We start from the raw sequence: 16096 nt of genomic DNA, 5'->3' as shown, positions 1-16096 counted from the left end.
GTGGTCAGCTCCCCGCTTCCGTCGTCGCTTCACCGAGGTCGGCGAGCGCCATGCTGATCAGTGCGTCGGCGTCCATGTCGTCGATGGATCCGCTGGGTGCGGCGTCCGGCTCGGCGGCGGCGACCCGGACGCCGCCCAGTTCGAGCAGGCTGTCCATCAGGCCGGCGTCCCGGAGCCGGCTGAGGGGGATGGCGAGCAGGATGCGGCGGACCTCGTCCTCCGGCAGCCCGCCGTCGCTGCCGGTGTCGGGGACGAGCCGCTCGTACAGCAGCTCCGCGACCGCGCGGGTGTTGGGCCGGTCGAAGGTCAGGGTGGCGGGCAGCCGCAGGCCGGTCGCGGCGTTGAGCTGGTTGCGCAGTTCCAGCGCGGCGAGCGAGTCGAAGCCCAGCTCGGTGAAGGCGCGACCGGGGTCGACGGCGTCGGGGTCGCGGTGCCCGAGCACCGTCGCGACGTTCGTGCGGACCAGGTCCAGCAGCAGGTCCGCGCACTCCGGTCCGGACCGGCCGGCCAGGCGCGCGGCGAGGCCGTCACCGGTGGACGCCGCCCGCCGGGTCCGGGGGCGGACCAGGCCGCGGTAGAGCGGGCCGTCGACCACACCGAGGTCGAGCCCGATGGGTACGAGGACCGGCGCGGCGCAGGTGAGCGCGGCGTCGAGGAGGCGCAGGCCCTCGTCGACCGGCAGGGCGCGTACGCCCGCCTGGGCCAGCCGCTGCCGCTCCGCGCCGGTCAGCTCGCCCGCCATCCCCCCGTCCCACATGCCCCACGCCAGGGACTGCCCGCTCAGGCCGGCCGCCCGGCGCCGCACGACCAGCGCGTCCAGGAACGCGTTCGCGGCGGAGTACGCCGCCTGGCCCACGTTGCCGAACACGCCCGCCGCCGACGAGAACACCACGAACGCCGACAGGGGCGTCCCGGCCGTCACCTCGTGCAGGTGCCACGCCGCGTCCACCTTCGGCGCCAGCACCCGGTCGAGGCGCTCCGGCGACAATGACGCCAGCAGACCGTCGTCCACCACGCCGGCGACGTGCACGACCGCCGACAGGTCGCAGCCGGCGACCAGCTTCGCCACCGCGTCCCGGTCGGCCACGTCGCAGGCCGCCCAGCGCACCGACGCGCCCGACGCGGTCAGCTCCGCCGCCAGCTCCTCGGCGCCCGGGGCGCCCGCGCCACGACGGGACACCAGCAGCAGGTCGCGCACCCCGTACACGGCCACCACGTGCCGGGCCACCACCGCGCCCAACGCGCCGGACGCGCCGGAGACCAGCACCGTCCCGGCGCCGAGATCCGTGGCGACCGGTTCGGCGGTGGCCGCCCGGGCCAGCCGGGCGGCGTGCGGGACGCCGTCGCGGACCACGAGCTGCGGCTCGTCGTCGGCCAGCACCAGTTCGCCGTCGACCAGGACGACGCGGTCGGGGTGCTCGGCCTGGACCGAGCGGACGAACCCCCACACGGCGGCGCCCGCGAGGTCGGTGACGTCCTCGCCGGGCAGGGCCACCGCGCCGCGGGTACGCACGACGATCCGGGGGCCGGCGGGTTCGGCCAGCCACGACGTGAGCTCGTCGAGGACGCGGTGCAGCACGGCGCGGACGCCGGCCGGGGTGTCCGCCGGGACGGGGCCGGCCGGGAACGTAGTCGTGTCGAGCAGCCGTACGTCCCCGTCCTGCCCTGCGGCGGCCGGCACGGGGGTCCAGGTCAGCTCGTACAGCGAGTCGTGGTGGGCCGGGCGGGCGTCGAGCGCGCCGACCGGCCGGGTCTCCAGCCTGCCCACCGACACCACGGGGGCGCCCGTGCCGTCGGTCGCGGTGATCGCCCAGCCGGAGTCGACGGGGGCGATGCGGACCCGCAGGGCGCTGGCGTTCGTGGCGTGCAGCACGACCTGCTGCCACGAGAACGGGAGCACGGTGTTGCCCGCACCGGCGGGGTCGGCCAGCAGCGGGGCGTGCAGCGCGGCGTCCAGCAGGGCGGGGTGCAGCGCGAACCGCTCGTCCGCCTCGGGGAGGGTGACCTCGGCGAACAGTTCGTCGCCGCGTTCCCAGACCGCCGTGACGCCACGGAACGCCCGCCCGTACTCGTAGCCGGAGTCGGCGAGCCGGTCGTAGGCGTCGGTCAGGTCGACCGGCCGGGCGTCGGCGGGGGGCCACTCGGTCACGGTGTCCGGCGCGGTGACCGCGTCCGCGGCGACGAGTCCGGTGGCGTGCGCCGTCCAGGCTCCGGTGTGCTCGCCGCGCGAGTGGATCTCGACGGTGCGGCGGCCTTCCTCGTCCGGCTCGCCGACGCGCAACCGCAGTTGCACCGCGCCGTCGGTGGGCAGGACCAGCGGGGCGACCGTGGTCAGCTCCTCCAGCACCGGGCAGCCGACCGCGTCCGCGGCGTGCACCGCGAGCTCGACGAGCGCCGCGCCGGGAACGAGCACGACGCCCGCGACGACGTGGTCGGCGAGCCACGGGTGGGTGCCGGTCGACAGCCGGCCGGTGTAGACGACGCCGTCGAAGTCGGGCAGCGCGACGGCCGCGCCGAGCAGGGGGTGCTCGGTGTCGGCGAGCCCGAGTCGGCTCGCCGCCCCGGTCGCGGCGGCGTTCTCCGCCCAGTACCGCTGGCGTTCGAAGGGGTACGTCGGCAGCTCCGTGCTCCGGGCGCCGGCGAAGAACGTGGGCCAGTCGACCGGGACGCCGCGGGTGTGCAGGGCGGCGACGGCCCTGGTGAGGGTGTGCGGCTCGGGTTGTCCCCGGCGGGCGGTGGCGATGGCGGTGGCGTCGCCGGCGGCGGCCGTGGCGAGGACGGTGTCGGGGCCGATCTCGAGGAAGGTGTCGACGTGGTGGGTGGAGGTGAGGGTGGTGACGGCGTCGTGGAAGCGGACGGCCCGGCGGACCTGGTCGACCCAGTGGTCGGCGGTGGGTCGCAGCGGTTGGCCGTCGACGGTGGAGACGAGGGGGATGCGGGGTTCGTGGTGGGTGACGGACGCGGCGACGGCCCGGTAGTCGTCGAGCATGGGGTCCATCAGGTGGGAGTGGAAGGCGTGCGAGACGGTGAGGCGCTTCGTCCGGTGGCCCTGGGCGGCGAGTGCGTCGGCGGCGGCGCGGGTGGCGGTGTCGTCGCCGGAGATGACGACGTTGGTGGCGGTGTTGACGGCGGCGATGCCGACGGTGCCGGTGAGGTGGGGGGTGACCTGTTCCTCGGTCGCCTCGACGGCGATCATCGCGCCGCCGGCGGGTAGTGCCTGCATGAGGCGGGCGCGGGCGGCGACGAGGGTGGCGGCGTCGGTGAGGTCGAGGACGCCGGCGACGTGGGCGGCGGCGAGTTCGCCGATGGAGTGTCCGGCGACGGCGTGGGGATGCACGCCCCAGGATTCGAGGAGTCGGTGCAGGGCGACCTCGAAGGCGAACAGGGCGGGCTGGGTGTAGCCGGTCCGGTGCAGCTCGTCGGTGTCGATGACCTCGCGTAGGGGCCGGTCGAGGTGCTTGTCGAGGGCGGCGCAGGCTTCGTCGAAGGCGGCGGCGAAGACGGGGTACGCGGTGGCGAGTTCGGCGCCCATGCCCGGCCGCTGCGCCCCCTGCCCCGTGAACAGGAAGGCGAGCCGCCCGCCCGTGCCGGCGGGGGTCGGCTGCACGCCGGCCTCCAGCGCGCGTACCAGCTCCGCGAGGTCGCGGCCCACCACCGCCGCGCGGTGCTCGAACGCGGTGCGCCCGACGGCCAGCGTGAACCCGACGGCCAGGGCGAACCCGGCGTCCTCGGGGTCGCGGCCCGCCACCGCGCCGGCCAGGCGCGCGGCCTGCGCCCGTACCGCCTCCGGCGTCCGTCCGGAGAGGACCCACGGGATCACCGGCGGTTCGGCCGCGGCGACGGGCTCGGGGGCCTCCGCCGGCTCGGGCTCCTCCAGCACCACGTGCGCGTTGGTGCCGCTGATGCCGAACGACGACACGGCGGCACGACGCGGGCGGTCGCCGGCGGGCCACGCCACCGGCTCCGTCAGCAGCGACACCGCTCCCGCCGACCAGTCGACCTTCGGGGACGGCTCGTCGACGTGCAGGGTGCGCGGCAGCAGCCCGTGCCGCAGCGCGCCCACCATCTTGATCAGGCCGGCGACGCCGGCCGCGGCCTGGGTGTGGCCGATGTTCGACTTGATCGAGCCCAGCCAGAGCGGCCGGTCCCGGTCCCGCCCGTAGGTGGCCAGGATCGCCTGCGCCTCGATCGGGTCGCCCAGGACGGTGCCCGTGCCGTGCGCCTCGACCACGTCGACCTGGCTCGCCGACAGCCGCGCGTTGGCCAGCGCGGCCCGGATCACCCGCTGCTGCGCCGGCCCGTTCGGGGCGGTCAGGCCGTTGGAGGCCCCGTCGGAGTTGACTGCCGTGCCCCGGACCACCGCCAGCACGCGGTGGCCGTTGCGCCGCGCGTCCGACAGCCGCTCCAGCACGAGCACGCCGACGCCCTCGGACCAGCCGGTCCCGTCGGCGGCGGCGGCGAAGGACTTGCAGCGGCCGTCCGGCGACAGCCCGCGCTGCCGGGAGAACTCGATGAACGTCTCCGGGGTCGCCATCACCGTCACGCCGCCGGCCAGCGCCAGCGTGCACTCGCCGTTGCGCAGCGCCTGCCCGGCGAGGTGCAGGGCGACCAGCGACGACGAGCAGGCGGTGTCGACGGTGACCGCCGGCCCCTCCAGCCCGAACGTGTACGCCACCCGGCCCGAGGCGATCGAGCCCGTGGAGCTGTTGCCCGTGTAGTCGTGGTACATCATCCCGGCGAACACGCCGGTGGCGCTGCCCCGCAGCCCCGCCGGGTCGATGCCCGCGTTCTCCAGCGCCTCCCACGAGGTCTCCAGCAGCAGCCGCTGCTGCGGGTCCGTGGTCAACGCCTCGCGCGGGCTGATCCCGAAGAACTCGGCGTCGAAGTCCGCGGCGTCGGGCAGGAAGCCACCCTCGCGGGTGTACGACCGGCCCGGCGTGCCCGGGGTCGGGTCGTACAGCTCCCCCACGTTCCAGCCCCGGTCCGTGGGGAAGCCGCCGATCCCGTCGCGTCCGGCGGCGACCAGGTCCCACAGGTCCTCCGGGGTACGCACGCCCCCCGGATACCGGCACGCCATGCCGACGATCGCGATGGGCTCGTGCGCGGCCTCCTCCGCGTCACGCAGCTTCCGCCGCGTCTCGCGCAGCTCCGCTGTCGTCCGCCTGAGGTAGTCGAGCAGCTTTTCCTCGTTGTCGGGCATCGACGTCACTCCAAGGGCGGACCGGTGGGGGATCGTGTGCTAGAGCGGGAGGTGCCCGTGCGCGCCGCGCCGCCGGACGGGGCCGGCGGCGGGCGCGGACATGGGACGGGCCCGGGTGTCCTCCGGGCGGACGACCTCGGCGACCGCGCCGAGATCGAGTGCGCGGTCGGGGCCGCCCACGACCCGCGCGTGGTCTGCGACGCCCCGCGCCACGGGTTCGCGGCGTCCGGTCCCGCCGGGCGCCGCGATCGTCGTGTGGTGGATGGCGGCGACCTCGGCGAGGGCGTCGAGCGACGTGGTGTCGAGCAGCGTGGCGCCGCGCCGCCGTGCCGGCCGGGGCAGCCGGGGCAGCGGGGCGCGGCATTCGCGCTCGGCGGTCATCGCGATCAGCTCACCCTGCGCTCGTGACCCTGCCAGAATCGCTCGCGCAGCTCGCGGCGCAGGATCTTGCCGCTGGGGTTGCGGGGCACCCGGTCGATGAACTCGTAGTGCAGGGGCTGCTTGAAGGCGGCGAGCTTGCCGCGCAGGTGCAGGGCGAGGTCGCTCTCGGTGAGCTGCTGCCCCTCCACCGGCACCACGAACGCGTGCACGGCCTCGCCCCAGCGCTCGTCCGGCACGCCCACGACGGCCGACTCGGCGACCAGCGGATGGCGCCCGATGACGTGCTCGACCTCCGCCGGGTAGACGTTCTCCCCCGCCACGATGATCATGTCCTTGATCCGGTCCCGGATGAACAGGTAGCCGTCCTCGTCCAGCACGCCCGCGTCCCCGGTGACCACCCAGCCGTCGACGAGCGTCTTCGCCGTGGCCTCGGGCAGGTTCCAGTACTCGACCATCGCCGCCGGCGTACGCAGCCAGACCTCGCCGATCTCGCCGGGCGGCAGCGGCTCGCCCCGGCTGTCGGCGATCTTGACCTCGAAGCCCGGGTAGGGGCGCCCCGCCGCCTGCATCCGGCCGCTGTCCGGCGTGTGGTCGGCCGGGGGCAGGCAGATGGCCGTGTTGCCGGTCTCGGTCAGGCCGTAGATCTGGGCGAACTCGCAGCCGAAGCCCTCGACGCAGCGGGCCAGCAGCGCCGCCGAGATGGGCGCGCCGCCGTAGACCACCTTGCGCAGCGAGGTGAAGTCCTCCTTCGACACGCCGGGCTCCGCCAGCAGCAGCCGCAGCATCGCGGGCACCAGGCAGGCGGTGGTGACGCGCAGCGTCCTGATCAGCTCGACCGCGCCCGCCGTGGTGAACTCGCGCATCACCACGTTCGTCACGCCCGACACGAAGCCCTGCGTCGCCCACCAGAGGCCGCCGATGTGGAAACCGGCCATGCCGACGAGGCTGACGTCGCCCTCACGCCAGTCGATCCAGTCCAGCTCCGCCGAGGCGAGCGCCTGGCGTACCGCGAAGAAGCTGCGGTGCGCGAGGACGACGCCCTTCGGCAGGCCCGTCGTTCCGCTGGTGTACATCTGCACCAGCGGCGTGTCGGGGGTGACCCTGGCCAGCACGTTCGCGTCCGGTTGCGCCGACACCCAGGCGGTGAAGCCGGCCCCGGCGGCACCCGGCTCGTCGAGCCCGACCACCCCGGTCAGCGTCGGCAGTTCCGCCGCCAGCTTCTCGGCGACGGCGGCCGAGTCCGAGTCGACGAAGAGCAGGGCCGCGCCCGAGTCGCGCAGGATGTGCTCGACCTCGCCGGCGGCCAGCCGCCAGTTGATCGGCACCAGCACCACGCCCGTCTTCGCGGCGCCGAAGAGCAGCTCGTAGTAGTGCTCGGACTCCCTGCCCAGGTAGGCGATGCGGTCACCGGGGCGCAGGCCCGCCGCCTGGAGGGCGCGCGCGACCTGGTTGCTGACGCGGTGCAGGGTGGCGTAGTCGACGCGCCGGCCCTCGCAGACCATGGCGACGACGTCCGGCTGCTGGACGGCGTGCCTGCGCACCACGTCGACGAGGGTGCGCAACTGAACAGTCACCGGGTCCTCCTCAGGGGACGTACGGGTGGGGGCGGCTCACGCCGCGTCGGCCTGGAAACGCATGCCGGGCGGGTTGACCAGCGCCATCCGTACCTCGCCGTCGGCGACGCCACCCTGGGTGTCCCAGAAGCGCCAGGGCATGTCGATGATCTGCACCGGCTTGCTGCGGTTGCGCTCGCTGAACTCGGCGAAGGAGACCTCGCCGTGGAACGAGGACGAGTCGATCGGCCGGCGGAACCTGCTGGTGAAGTTCGCGATCAGCATGTCCGGCAGCTGCTTGGCCCAGTAGTCCTCCATCGTCCAGGCGGCCAGCGCGGGCACCGTCCGCTCCTGGACGCACTTGGCGATCAGGTAGTACATGAGCTGGTTGAAACAGATGTTCACCTCGACCGAGTTGAGGTGACCGGTGTCGTCGATGTAGCACGGGTACGGGATGGCGAACTCGCCCTCCGCGCTCGCCAGCCCGTTGGCGACGGTGACCGTCGCGGACTTCAGGTACTGGGTCTTCGGCCTCGCGTACGGGCGCAGCACGTCCGAAAGCAGTCCCGGGTCGTTGGCAAATGTCGCACGCCCGATAGGCGCACTGTTCTTCACCGGCGATGTGGTCATTGCTATTCCTCCTTTGCGCACGAGTGCGAAATTGAAGGTAATCGCGGCCGGCCCATCAGCCGGTAACAGCGGAAGAACTCAGCCGACGCCCGTGGCGGACCCGGCCGACGAGCCGGTCCAGCAGCATGTCGGAGGTGAGCGACAGGTCCGCGAGCAGCGGGTCGGTCGACAGCAGCGCCAGGTGCAGCGCCTGGATCCGCTCCGAGGGCTCGATGCCGAGTTCGTTCATCATCCGCCGCCGGAACCGCAGGTAGACCTCCAGCGCCGCCGGCGTGCGGCCCGACCGGTGCAGCGCGAGCATCAGCATCGTGTGCGCCGACTCGTGCAGCGGGTGCTCCACGACCAGCGACGCGAGCTCGGAGGTCGCCTCCCGGTGCCGGCCCAGGCAGAGGTCGGCGTCGATCCTGGTGGTGTACGCGTAGAACCGCCGCTCCTCGAGCCGCGCGGCCTGGGCGCGCAGCTGCGGGCCCCACTGGCCCTGGTGCACGACGTTGCCGCGCCAGAGCGCCAGCGACCGGCGCAGGTGCGCGCCCGCCTGTTCGTAGTCGCCCGCGTGCATCGCCGCGGTGCCCGCCGTGACCAGCTCGTCGAACTCGACGATGTCGAGCTGCTTCGGGTCCGCCCGCAGCGTGTAGCCCCCGGAGCAGGTGAGCAGGACGTCGCGCGCGATGTCCTCGACGGAGCCGCCGAGCACGCCGCGGAAGAGCTTGCGCACCTTGAACATGTACGTCTGGAGGGTGGCGTGGGCGGTGCGGGGCGCCCCCGTGCTCCACAGCTCCCGGACGAGCACCGACGCGCCGACCGGCTGGTTCACGTTGAACAGCAACGCGGACAGGACCAGCCGCAGCTTCGGTGCGCTCGGTGCGATGTCGACCCCGTCGTGCCGGATGACGAGCGGGCCGAGCAGTTCGAACCGCAGCCCGGCGAGCGGGTTCCCCGCCGGGTGCCGGGGCGGTACGACCGGCGGCGGCTCGGGGCGCCGGACTTCCGTCGCGGGTTCGGCCGCCGACTCCAGCAACGCGGCGAGGAGCGTCAGTTTCTCCTCGTGCGACATCGATCCCAGTTCCGCAAACTTGGTAATCATTTCGCCGACCTCGCTATCAGTCGGATCCACCGCACTTTCCACTGCCGACGATCGTGTCGGCGTACTGGTTCCGTGACGGGAGCGACGATTCCGACCAGGGGGAGTCAGGACAGGCTTCCACGCTATTCCAAGCGAAGGTCGAGCCGATAGTGACCGCGTCATGGACGGGCATGACCAAACGAGGGGGCAGCATGTGACCGCGGCACTTGCCCGCAGCCTGCGCTGCCGCGAGGCTGGCTGGAGGCACGCTGGAGTGTCGCTGGAGCGGCACTGGTCGAGCAGGGAGCAGCCATGTCGGGTGGGGATGCACAGCTGCGCGTCGGGTTCAAGCGGCACCTGCGGGCCCACGTGGTACGCGGTGACGCGGTCTACCTGCTCTCCGAGCGCGGAGCGACCTCGGTCAGCGGGGCGCACGTCGAGGCCCTGGCCCCGCTGCTCGACGGCACCCGTGACCTGACGGAACTGGTCCGGGACCGTCCGGCCGGGATGTCGCCCGCCGAGATCGGCACGGTGGTCCGGCGGCTCGTCGACGCCGGCCTGGTGACGCTGCGGCCGGCGCGGGAGGCGGAGGCCGACGAGCCCGCGCTCGCGTACTGGGAGGCGGCGGGTCTTGACCCCACCGCCGCCGTACGGGCCACCGCCGCCGCCCGGGTCGACCTCGTCCGCGTCGGCGGCCGTGCGGAGGATGCCGTGGCGGCGACGGACGCGCTGCGCGCGGCCGGGTTGACGGTGACGCCGGTGTCCGGGAACTTTTCGGCCCCGCCCGCCGACTTATCGATTGTGCTCTGTGAGGACTACCTCGACGAGGGGTTGGCTGCCGTCGACGCCGCGCATCGCGCGGCACGCCGGCCCTGGCTCCTCGCGAAGCCGGGCGGCGCACAGGTGTGGGTGGGGCCCGTGTTCGACCCCGCCGCCGCGACGGGGTGCTGGCACTGCCTGGGGCACCGGCTGCGCGGCCACCGCCAGGCCGAGACGCGCCTGCGCGCCGTCGTCGGCTCCGGCGCGGAGATCGGCACCCCGCCGGTGTCGCTGCCCCCGCTCGGCGCCGCCGCCCTGCACCTGGTGGCGTTGGAGGCCGCGAAGTGGACGGCCGGGCTCCGGCACGACGGGCAGCGCGCGGTGTGGACGTTGGACAGCGTCACCCTGCGCGGCGCCCACCACGAGGTGCGCGCCCGGCCGCAGTGCCCCGAGTGCGGCGACCCCTGCATCGAGCGGGACCGGGCGTTCCGCCCCGTGCCGCTGCGCAGCCGGCCGAAGGCGTCCCGCAGCGGCGGCAGCCATCGCGCCCTGCCGCCGGAGCGGGTGCTGCGCGACTACGGGCACCTGGTGAGCCCGGTCAGCGGCGTGGTCAAGGAGATCACCCGCGACGGGCGGGGCCCGGCCTTCTTCAACTCGTTCCGCTCCGGCCCGAATCTCGCGATGACCACGCGCAGGAACGCCGAGCAGATGCGTTTCGCGCTGCGGGCCGAGAACGGCGGCAAGGGCGTGACCCCCGTGCATGCCGAGGTGAGCGCGCTGTGCGAGGCCATCGAGCGGCACAGCGCGTACTTCCACGGCGACGAGGCCCGGGTCACCGGCAGCTACGCCGAGCTGGCCGGCACCGCCGTCCACCCCGACGACTGCCTGCTGTTCGACGAGCGGCAGTACGCCGACCGCGACCGCTGGAACGCCACCTGCTCCCCGTTCCAGTACGTGTGCGCGCCGTTCGACGACGCGGCCGTGACGAGCTGGACCCCGGTGTGGTCGCTCACCGAGCAGCGGCACCGCCTGCTGCCCACCTCGATGCTCTACTTCAACGTGCCGGAGCAGCACGGCGGCATGTCGCTGTGCGCGGACTCCAACGGCAACGCCGCCGGCAGCAGCCTGGAGGACGCGCTGCTCCAGGGCCTGCTGGAGGTGGTGGAGCGCGACGCCGTGGCCCTCTGGTGGTACAACCGCACCCAGGCCCCCGCGGTCGACCTGGACAGCTTCCGCGACCGCTGGATCGACGAGCTGCGGGAGGTCTACGCGGGCCTGCACCGCGAGGTGTGGGTGCTGGACGTGTCGTCGGACGTCGGGATCCCCACCATGGCCGCGCTGTCCCGGCGCACCGACAAGCGGTGCGAGGACATCATGTTCGGCTTCGGCACCCACCCCGACCCGCGGGCGGCACTGGTCCGCGCGCTCACCGAGATGAACCAGTTGATGCCGACCGTGGCGGAGGTCGGCGGTGACGACGACGACGGGTACGGCTGGTCCGATCCGGACGCCGTACGGTGGTGGCGCACCGCCACCTGGGCCGGGGACGCCTACCTGCGGCCCGATCCGGCGGTGCCGGCGCGCCGGCTCGCCGACTACCGCCACACCCCGACGGACGACCTGCTGGCCGACGTCCGCTCGGTGCAGCACAGGTTGGAGGCACTGGGACTCGACGTGCTGGTGCTCGACCAGACCCGCCCGGACGTCGGGCTCCCCGTGGTGAAGGCCATCGTGCCGGGGATGCGCGGCTTCTGGGCGAGGTTCGCGCCGGGCAGACTGTTCGACGTCCCGGTGCAGCTCGGCAGGCTCGACCGCCCCACGGAGTACGAGAACCTCAACCCGATACCACTTTTCGTGTAGAGCGGGGTGCACGTGGCCCCAGCCACGCCCGTCGAGGAGCCAGGTTGCCATCCGACGCCGACACGTCCCGCCCCGGACCGAGCCTGTCGCTGTGGTCCTTCCGGGACGACGTGACCATCGAGACGGCTGAGGACGGCAGTCTGACCATCCTCACCCGCTGGGGCGACGTCCCGGTGGGCCGCCCCGCGCCCGCCGTCGAGGAGGTCCTGCACCGCATGACCTACGGGCCGGTCGCGCTCGGCAACGTCGCCGGGCTGGACGGGCGCGCCCTCCGGTCGCTCCTCGACCGCCTGCCCGGCCGGATAGTCCGCTCGCTCGGCTCGCGGGACTCACCGGTGCCGCTGCTGTCCGTCCAGCCGGTGTCCCCGCTGGGGGTGTTCGAGCTGCCGGAGGTGGCCGAGGAGCAGCCGGTCAGGCTGTCCCGTTTCGCGTTCGCCCACCAGCGGGACGGCGAGCTGGTGCTCGAGTCCCCGCTGTCGCACCACCGGGTGGTGCTGCACCGGCCGCAGGTGTCGCTGGTGCTCGGCGCGCTCCCCCGCGCGACCACCGTCGTCGAGGTGGCGCGGCGGGTCGGCCTGGCGCTGCCCGGGGTGGCCGACATCGTCGCCTACCTGGTCGGCGCGGGCATGGTCGTCGTCGGTGCGGCCGGCACGTCGCGGTTCCACGAGGACTCCGACCCCACGCTGGCGATGTGGTCGCCGTACGACCTGCTGTTCCACTCGCGCAGCAGGCTCGGCACGCACGACGACCCCGCCGGCGCGACGTTCCGTCACGTCGCGACCCTGCCGCCCCCGGCCGCCGTCAAGCCGGCGCCCGCCGGGCCGCGGATCCCGATGTACCGGCCGCCCGTCTCGGTTCCGCACGGGATGACGCTCACCGAGGCCGTCGACCGGCGCCGGTCCACCCGCACGTTCGCCGAGGCGGCGCCGTCGACCCGCGAACTCGGGGAACTGCTGTTCCACGCGGCGCGGGTCCGGATGCAGACGGTGGCCACGGCTCCGGACAACGTGCGGTACACGGTGACGCGACGGCCGTATCCCAGCGCGGGTTCGCTGTACGAGCTGGAGTTGTACCTGACGGTGGACCGCTGCCCGGACCTGCGGCGCGGGATCTACCACTACAGCCCGGTCGAGCACGCGCTGACCCTCGTCAACGCCAGTCCGGCGGACATCGACGAGATGCTCGACAACGCCCGGGTGTCCGTCGGGGACCGGCGGCCCCCGCCGGTGCTGATCACCATGACCGCGCGGGTGGGCAGGCTCTCCTGGGTGTACGACAGCATCTCCTACGCCACCACCCTGAAGCACGTCGGCATGCTCCAGCAGACGCTCTGCCTCGTCGCCACGATGCTCGGGCTCGCCACGTGCGCCCTGACCATGGGCGACGCCAGGGTCTCCGCATCGGCGTTCGGGCTCGACTGGCCGGCGGAGGTCGGAGTCGGCGAATTCGCCATCGGACTACCCGAAAACGACATGTCCTGTAACGACGAGTACCTGGGCGTGCACGGAATGTGAATGGGCCGATCGGCCGCCGGCAAATGGTTCGGCGACACTTCGCGGGCGGGCGCGAAAACAGCATTCAGGATGTGTGCGGGCGCGTGATAGAACGGGGTTAATTGCGCCGGCCCGACAGGGGATGCCAAGTTGATCAAGGTGTTGTTGGCCGAGGACATGCACATGGTCCGCGATGCGCTGGTCGCGTTGCTCAACCTGGAGCCGGACATCGAGGTCGTCGCCGCGGTCGCCTCGGGCACGGAGATCCTCCCCATGGCGCGGCGGTTCCGGCCCGACGTCGCCGTGATCGACATCGACCTGCCGGGCAAGGACGGGCTCTCCGCCATCGCCGACATCCAGGTCCACCTGCCGGAGATCCGCACCCTGGTCCTGACCGCGCTCGGCCGACCGGGCACCCTGCGCCGGGCGTTGTCCGCGAAGGCGACCGGCTTCCTGCTGAAGGACGCCCCGACCGAGCAGCTGGTCGACGCCATCCGCAGCGTCGCCGCCGGCCGCCGGGTCGTCGACAGCCAGCTCGCGATGTCCGCCTGGGACAGCGCCGAGTGCCCCCTCACGGCGCGCGAGACCGAAGTCCTCCGCCTCACGGCGGAGGGACTCCAGGCCGTCGACATCGCGGCGCAGATGTTCCTGTCAGTCGGCACCGTCCGCAACTACCTGACCACGATCGTCAACAAGCTCTCCGCGCGCAACCGCGTCGACGCCATCCGGGTCGCCCGGGAGGCCGGCTGGTTGTGACCGGGACGCCCCGTGGCGCTCCAGCCGCAGGGGCACCCTGGCGCAGAGCCGGAACTGGTCCGGCTGCTGGTCGACCGTCAGCGAGCCGCCGATCTCCTCGGCGCGTACGCACAGGTTGCGCAGCCCGTTCCGACCGCTGCCCGGGTCCCTGGGCGGCCCGACGGCCAGGTCGTCGTTCACGATCTCGATCCAGGCGTCGTCCTGCGTCTGCCGGATGGTGATGTCGCAGCGCTTGGCCTTGCTGTGCCGCAGGATGTTGGTCACCCCCTCCCGCAGCACCGTGGCGAGCACCGTGCTCACCTGGACCGGCAGGTCCAGGTGGTCGCTGTCCAGCTGCACCTGGATGTCCGCGGCGGACAGCACGGACACGGCGGACCGGCACTCCTCCTCCAGCGACAGTTCGCGGTAGCCACTGGCGACGGTCCGCGCGTCGGAGAGCGCGACCCGCGATATCTCCAGGATCTCCAGCAGCTGGTCGCTCGCCTCCTGCGGTGACTTCTCCATCAGCCGGTGCACCAGCTCGATCTTGAGCGAGATGGCGGACAGGCTGTAGCCGAGCAGGTCGTGCAGGTCGCGGGCGAACCGCAGCCGCTCCCGCAGCACCGCCATGCGGGCGATCTCCGCACGACTCTCCTGCACCTCGACGACGAGGGCGGTCAGCCGGGACAACCCGTACACGACGAGCCCCGTCGTGACGGTGGAGATCGCGGTGTAGAGCATGTCGATCGGCGCGCGGGTGAAGATCCACTGTGCGACGGCCATCGAGGCGACGATGAGGACGAAGGTCACCCACGCCGTGACCGCCCGCAGCACGAGCAGCACGCTGCCGGCCAGGAAGCCCGGCATGCCGACCCACGCCTGCCCGAAGGTCAGGATCGGCAGGTAGACCAGCGCGGCCTGGGTGGCGAGGACGCCGTAGCCCAGCGGCGTGCGCAGGCGTCCGTGGTCCCGGCCATACCACAGCAACTGCATCGCCATCAGGACGGCGATGCACGTGAACGACAGCGCGATGGCGACCGGACCGACCGGCAGGAACATGACGTGGATGAAGCCGATGAGACTGATGCTTGCGAAGACGGCGGTGACGACGCCCATCGCGAGACGGGGCGCCGGTAGCGGCGCGGCCCCTCGCGATGATGAGCGCCCTGGTGTGACGGAGAGGTTCACGGCAGCAGCGCTCTCGTATGCTCTAGCGCAGCCGGCGTACGCCCAGAGGCCAACTGGCCCCGTACCCGGTGTGGCCGGCCCCCCGCCAGCCGCGATGCCCGGTAACGGGCGTCGATCCAACAACCACGACACACTCTCCCCAGTGATCGACCCGAGGGCGGGAATGCCTCGTCGACCCGCGCAGGAACCCGGTGCGGCCGATCGGACGCCGACAGGCGTCGCACCCCACAGAGTTGTTACGCAACGCAAACGATTTTGACGGATTCCCGGCCCCGAATTGCGATGTGCCCTTACGGACACCTTCCCCCTTGAGGGTCGACCTTTCCACAAAAAAATGACGGCCGTCAAGCCGTCCATCCCTGGCCGCCGCAGCGCGAAAGGGTCCTAATCGATGCTAGGGAACATTTGCCACCGTCACGTCATATCCTCTAGTAAGGACATTTGACGCGGGGGCCGCCGTGCGGGGGCGAGGGCCTACCGGGGCAGCGCCGGACGCCGCCGGGGGGCCGGTGCCAGGACCGACACGAGGTCGCGGCGGGCCCGCGCGACGCGGGAGCGGATCGTGCCCACGGGACAGCCGCACAGTTCGGCCGCCTCCGCGTATCCGAGGCCGACGACCTGGGTGAGCACGAACGCGTCGCGGCGGGCCGCGGGCAGCGTGCGTACCGCGAGGTTGAGCGCAACCGTGTCGTCCGGGCCGGGCAGGTGGTGGGCCGCGGAACGCTCCGCGGTGGCCTGCCAGTCCTGGTCGGACACGATCCGGGGCCGGCTCGCGGCGGCGCGGAAGTGGTCGGCGGCCACGTGCCGCGCGATGGCCAGCAGCCAGGACCGTGCGTGGTGGCGCCCGGTGAACAGGTGCGCGCTGCCCAGCGCGCGGACGAACGTCTCCTGCGTCAGGTCCTCGGCGTCGGCGTGCCCCACCAGATAGACCAGGAATCGCCAGACGTCACGCTGCGTGCTGCGGACGAGAGGATCCGCCGCGGAGCGGTCGCCGCGCCCGACGGCCAGGGCCAGAGCCGTGACCGCGCTTTCTTCCAGTGGCTCCGACATGAATTCACGGTAACCATGCGGGATGCGGAGAAGAACGGATTCCAGTGGCAGTCCAGTCGGCCTCATCGCCAGGAACCAGAATTCGATGGAACCGTTCGGGCAGCGTGCCGGGCGTCCAGGGGACCGCGCGGCGCACGGGCACGGGGAACGCGGCGACGGGCGCGCGCCCGACGGGGGCCGCCCG

At 73.0% G+C, this 16096-nt stretch carries 10 protein-coding genes; 3 read left to right on the top strand and 7 right to left on the bottom strand.

Going from position 1 to position 16096, the window contains the following annotated elements; genetic code table 11:
- Positions 1–4: 4 nt before the first annotated feature.
- The 5 genes from AC0OO9_RS21090 to AC0OO9_RS21070 form a co-directional block, all read right to left on the bottom strand.
- A complete protein-coding gene (locus AC0OO9_RS21090; RefSeq protein ID WP_484511801.1) occupies positions 5–5200 on the bottom strand; it encodes an SDR family NAD(P)-dependent oxidoreductase in 5196 nt (1731 codons plus the stop codon).
- A gap of 39 nt (positions 5201–5239) precedes the next feature.
- Positions 5240–5581: a hypothetical protein gene (locus AC0OO9_RS21085; protein ID WP_484511800.1), complete on the bottom strand. Its 342-nt coding sequence runs from the start codon at positions 5579–5581 to the stop codon at positions 5240–5242.
- A gap of 5 nt (positions 5582–5586) precedes the next feature.
- Positions 5587–7155, bottom strand: a complete 1569-nt coding sequence (locus tag AC0OO9_RS21080) for a fatty acid--CoA ligase (RefSeq protein ID WP_225851891.1) — start codon at positions 7153–7155, stop codon at positions 5587–5589.
- Positions 7156–7191: 36 nt separating this feature from the next.
- A complete protein-coding gene (locus AC0OO9_RS21075; RefSeq protein ID WP_311414143.1) occupies positions 7192–7686 on the bottom strand; it encodes an FcoT family thioesterase in 495 nt (164 codons plus the stop codon).
- A 133-nt stretch (positions 7687–7819) separates the two neighbouring features.
- On the bottom strand, positions 7820–8848 hold the full coding sequence (locus tag AC0OO9_RS21070; protein ID WP_165947957.1) for an AfsR/SARP family transcriptional regulator: 1029 nt from the start codon (positions 8846–8848) through the stop codon (positions 7820–7822).
- Between the two features lie 291 nt (positions 8849–9139).
- Between AC0OO9_RS21070 and AC0OO9_RS21065 the strand changes: the two genes are divergently transcribed.
- From AC0OO9_RS21065 to AC0OO9_RS21055, 3 genes are all read left to right on the top strand, one after another.
- Positions 9140–11446, top strand: coding sequence for a TOMM precursor leader peptide-binding protein (locus AC0OO9_RS21065; RefSeq protein WP_484511798.1), 2307 nt, complete (start codon positions 9140–9142; stop codon positions 11444–11446).
- Positions 11447–11490: 44 nt separating this feature from the next.
- Positions 11491–12960, top strand: coding sequence for a SagB family peptide dehydrogenase (locus tag AC0OO9_RS21060; protein WP_484511797.1), 1470 nt, complete (start codon positions 11491–11493; stop codon positions 12958–12960).
- A gap of 138 nt (positions 12961–13098) precedes the next feature.
- Complete coding sequence (locus AC0OO9_RS21055) at positions 13099–13695, top strand: response regulator transcription factor (RefSeq protein WP_484518001.1); 597 nt, start codon at positions 13099–13101, stop codon at positions 13693–13695.
- On the opposite strand, the gene AC0OO9_RS21050 is transcribed toward AC0OO9_RS21055, so the two are convergent.
- Together AC0OO9_RS21050 and AC0OO9_RS21045 are read right to left on the bottom strand one after the other, a co-directional pair.
- Positions 13591–14790: a histidine kinase gene (locus tag AC0OO9_RS21050; RefSeq protein WP_421457641.1), complete on the bottom strand. Its 1200-nt coding sequence runs from the start codon at positions 14788–14790 to the stop codon at positions 13591–13593. The genes AC0OO9_RS21055 and AC0OO9_RS21050 overlap by 105 nt on opposite strands.
- 546 nt (positions 14791–15336) lie before the next feature.
- The gene (locus tag AC0OO9_RS21045) at positions 15337–15912 is read right to left on the bottom strand and encodes a sigma-70 family RNA polymerase sigma factor (protein WP_421457640.1); all 576 of its coding nucleotides are present in this window, start codon (positions 15910–15912) and stop codon (positions 15337–15339) included.
- Between the last annotated feature and the right edge of the window lie 184 nt (positions 15913–16096).

It is taken from the genome of Micromonospora sp. USAFONa4 (assembly GCF_057197825.1).
The sequence above is the reverse complement of the archived record's forward strand: the minus strand, read 5'-3'. Positions and strand labels throughout refer to the sequence as shown.

Coding starts and splice junctions, on each gene's coding strand:
- AC0OO9_RS21050 (WP_421457641.1), bottom strand. CDS start 14,790: ATGGGCGTCGTCACCGCCGTCTTCGCAAGCATCAGTCTCATCGGCTTC.
- AC0OO9_RS21070 (WP_165947957.1), bottom strand. CDS start 8,848: ATGATTACCAAGTTTGCGGAACTGGGATCGATGTCGCACGAGGAGAAA.
- AC0OO9_RS21090 (WP_484511801.1), bottom strand. CDS start 5,200: ATGCCCGACAACGAGGAAAAGCTGCTCGACTACCTCAGGCGGACGACA.
- AC0OO9_RS21045 (WP_421457640.1), bottom strand. CDS start 15,912: ATGTCGGAGCCACTGGAAGAAAGCGCGGTCACGGCTCTGGCCCTGGCC.
- AC0OO9_RS21085 (WP_484511800.1), bottom strand. CDS start 5,581: ATGACCGCCGAGCGCGAATGCCGCGCCCCGCTGCCCCGGCTGCCCCGG.
- AC0OO9_RS21065 (WP_484511798.1), top strand. CDS start 9,140: ATGTCGGGTGGGGATGCACAGCTGCGCGTCGGGTTCAAGCGGCACCTG.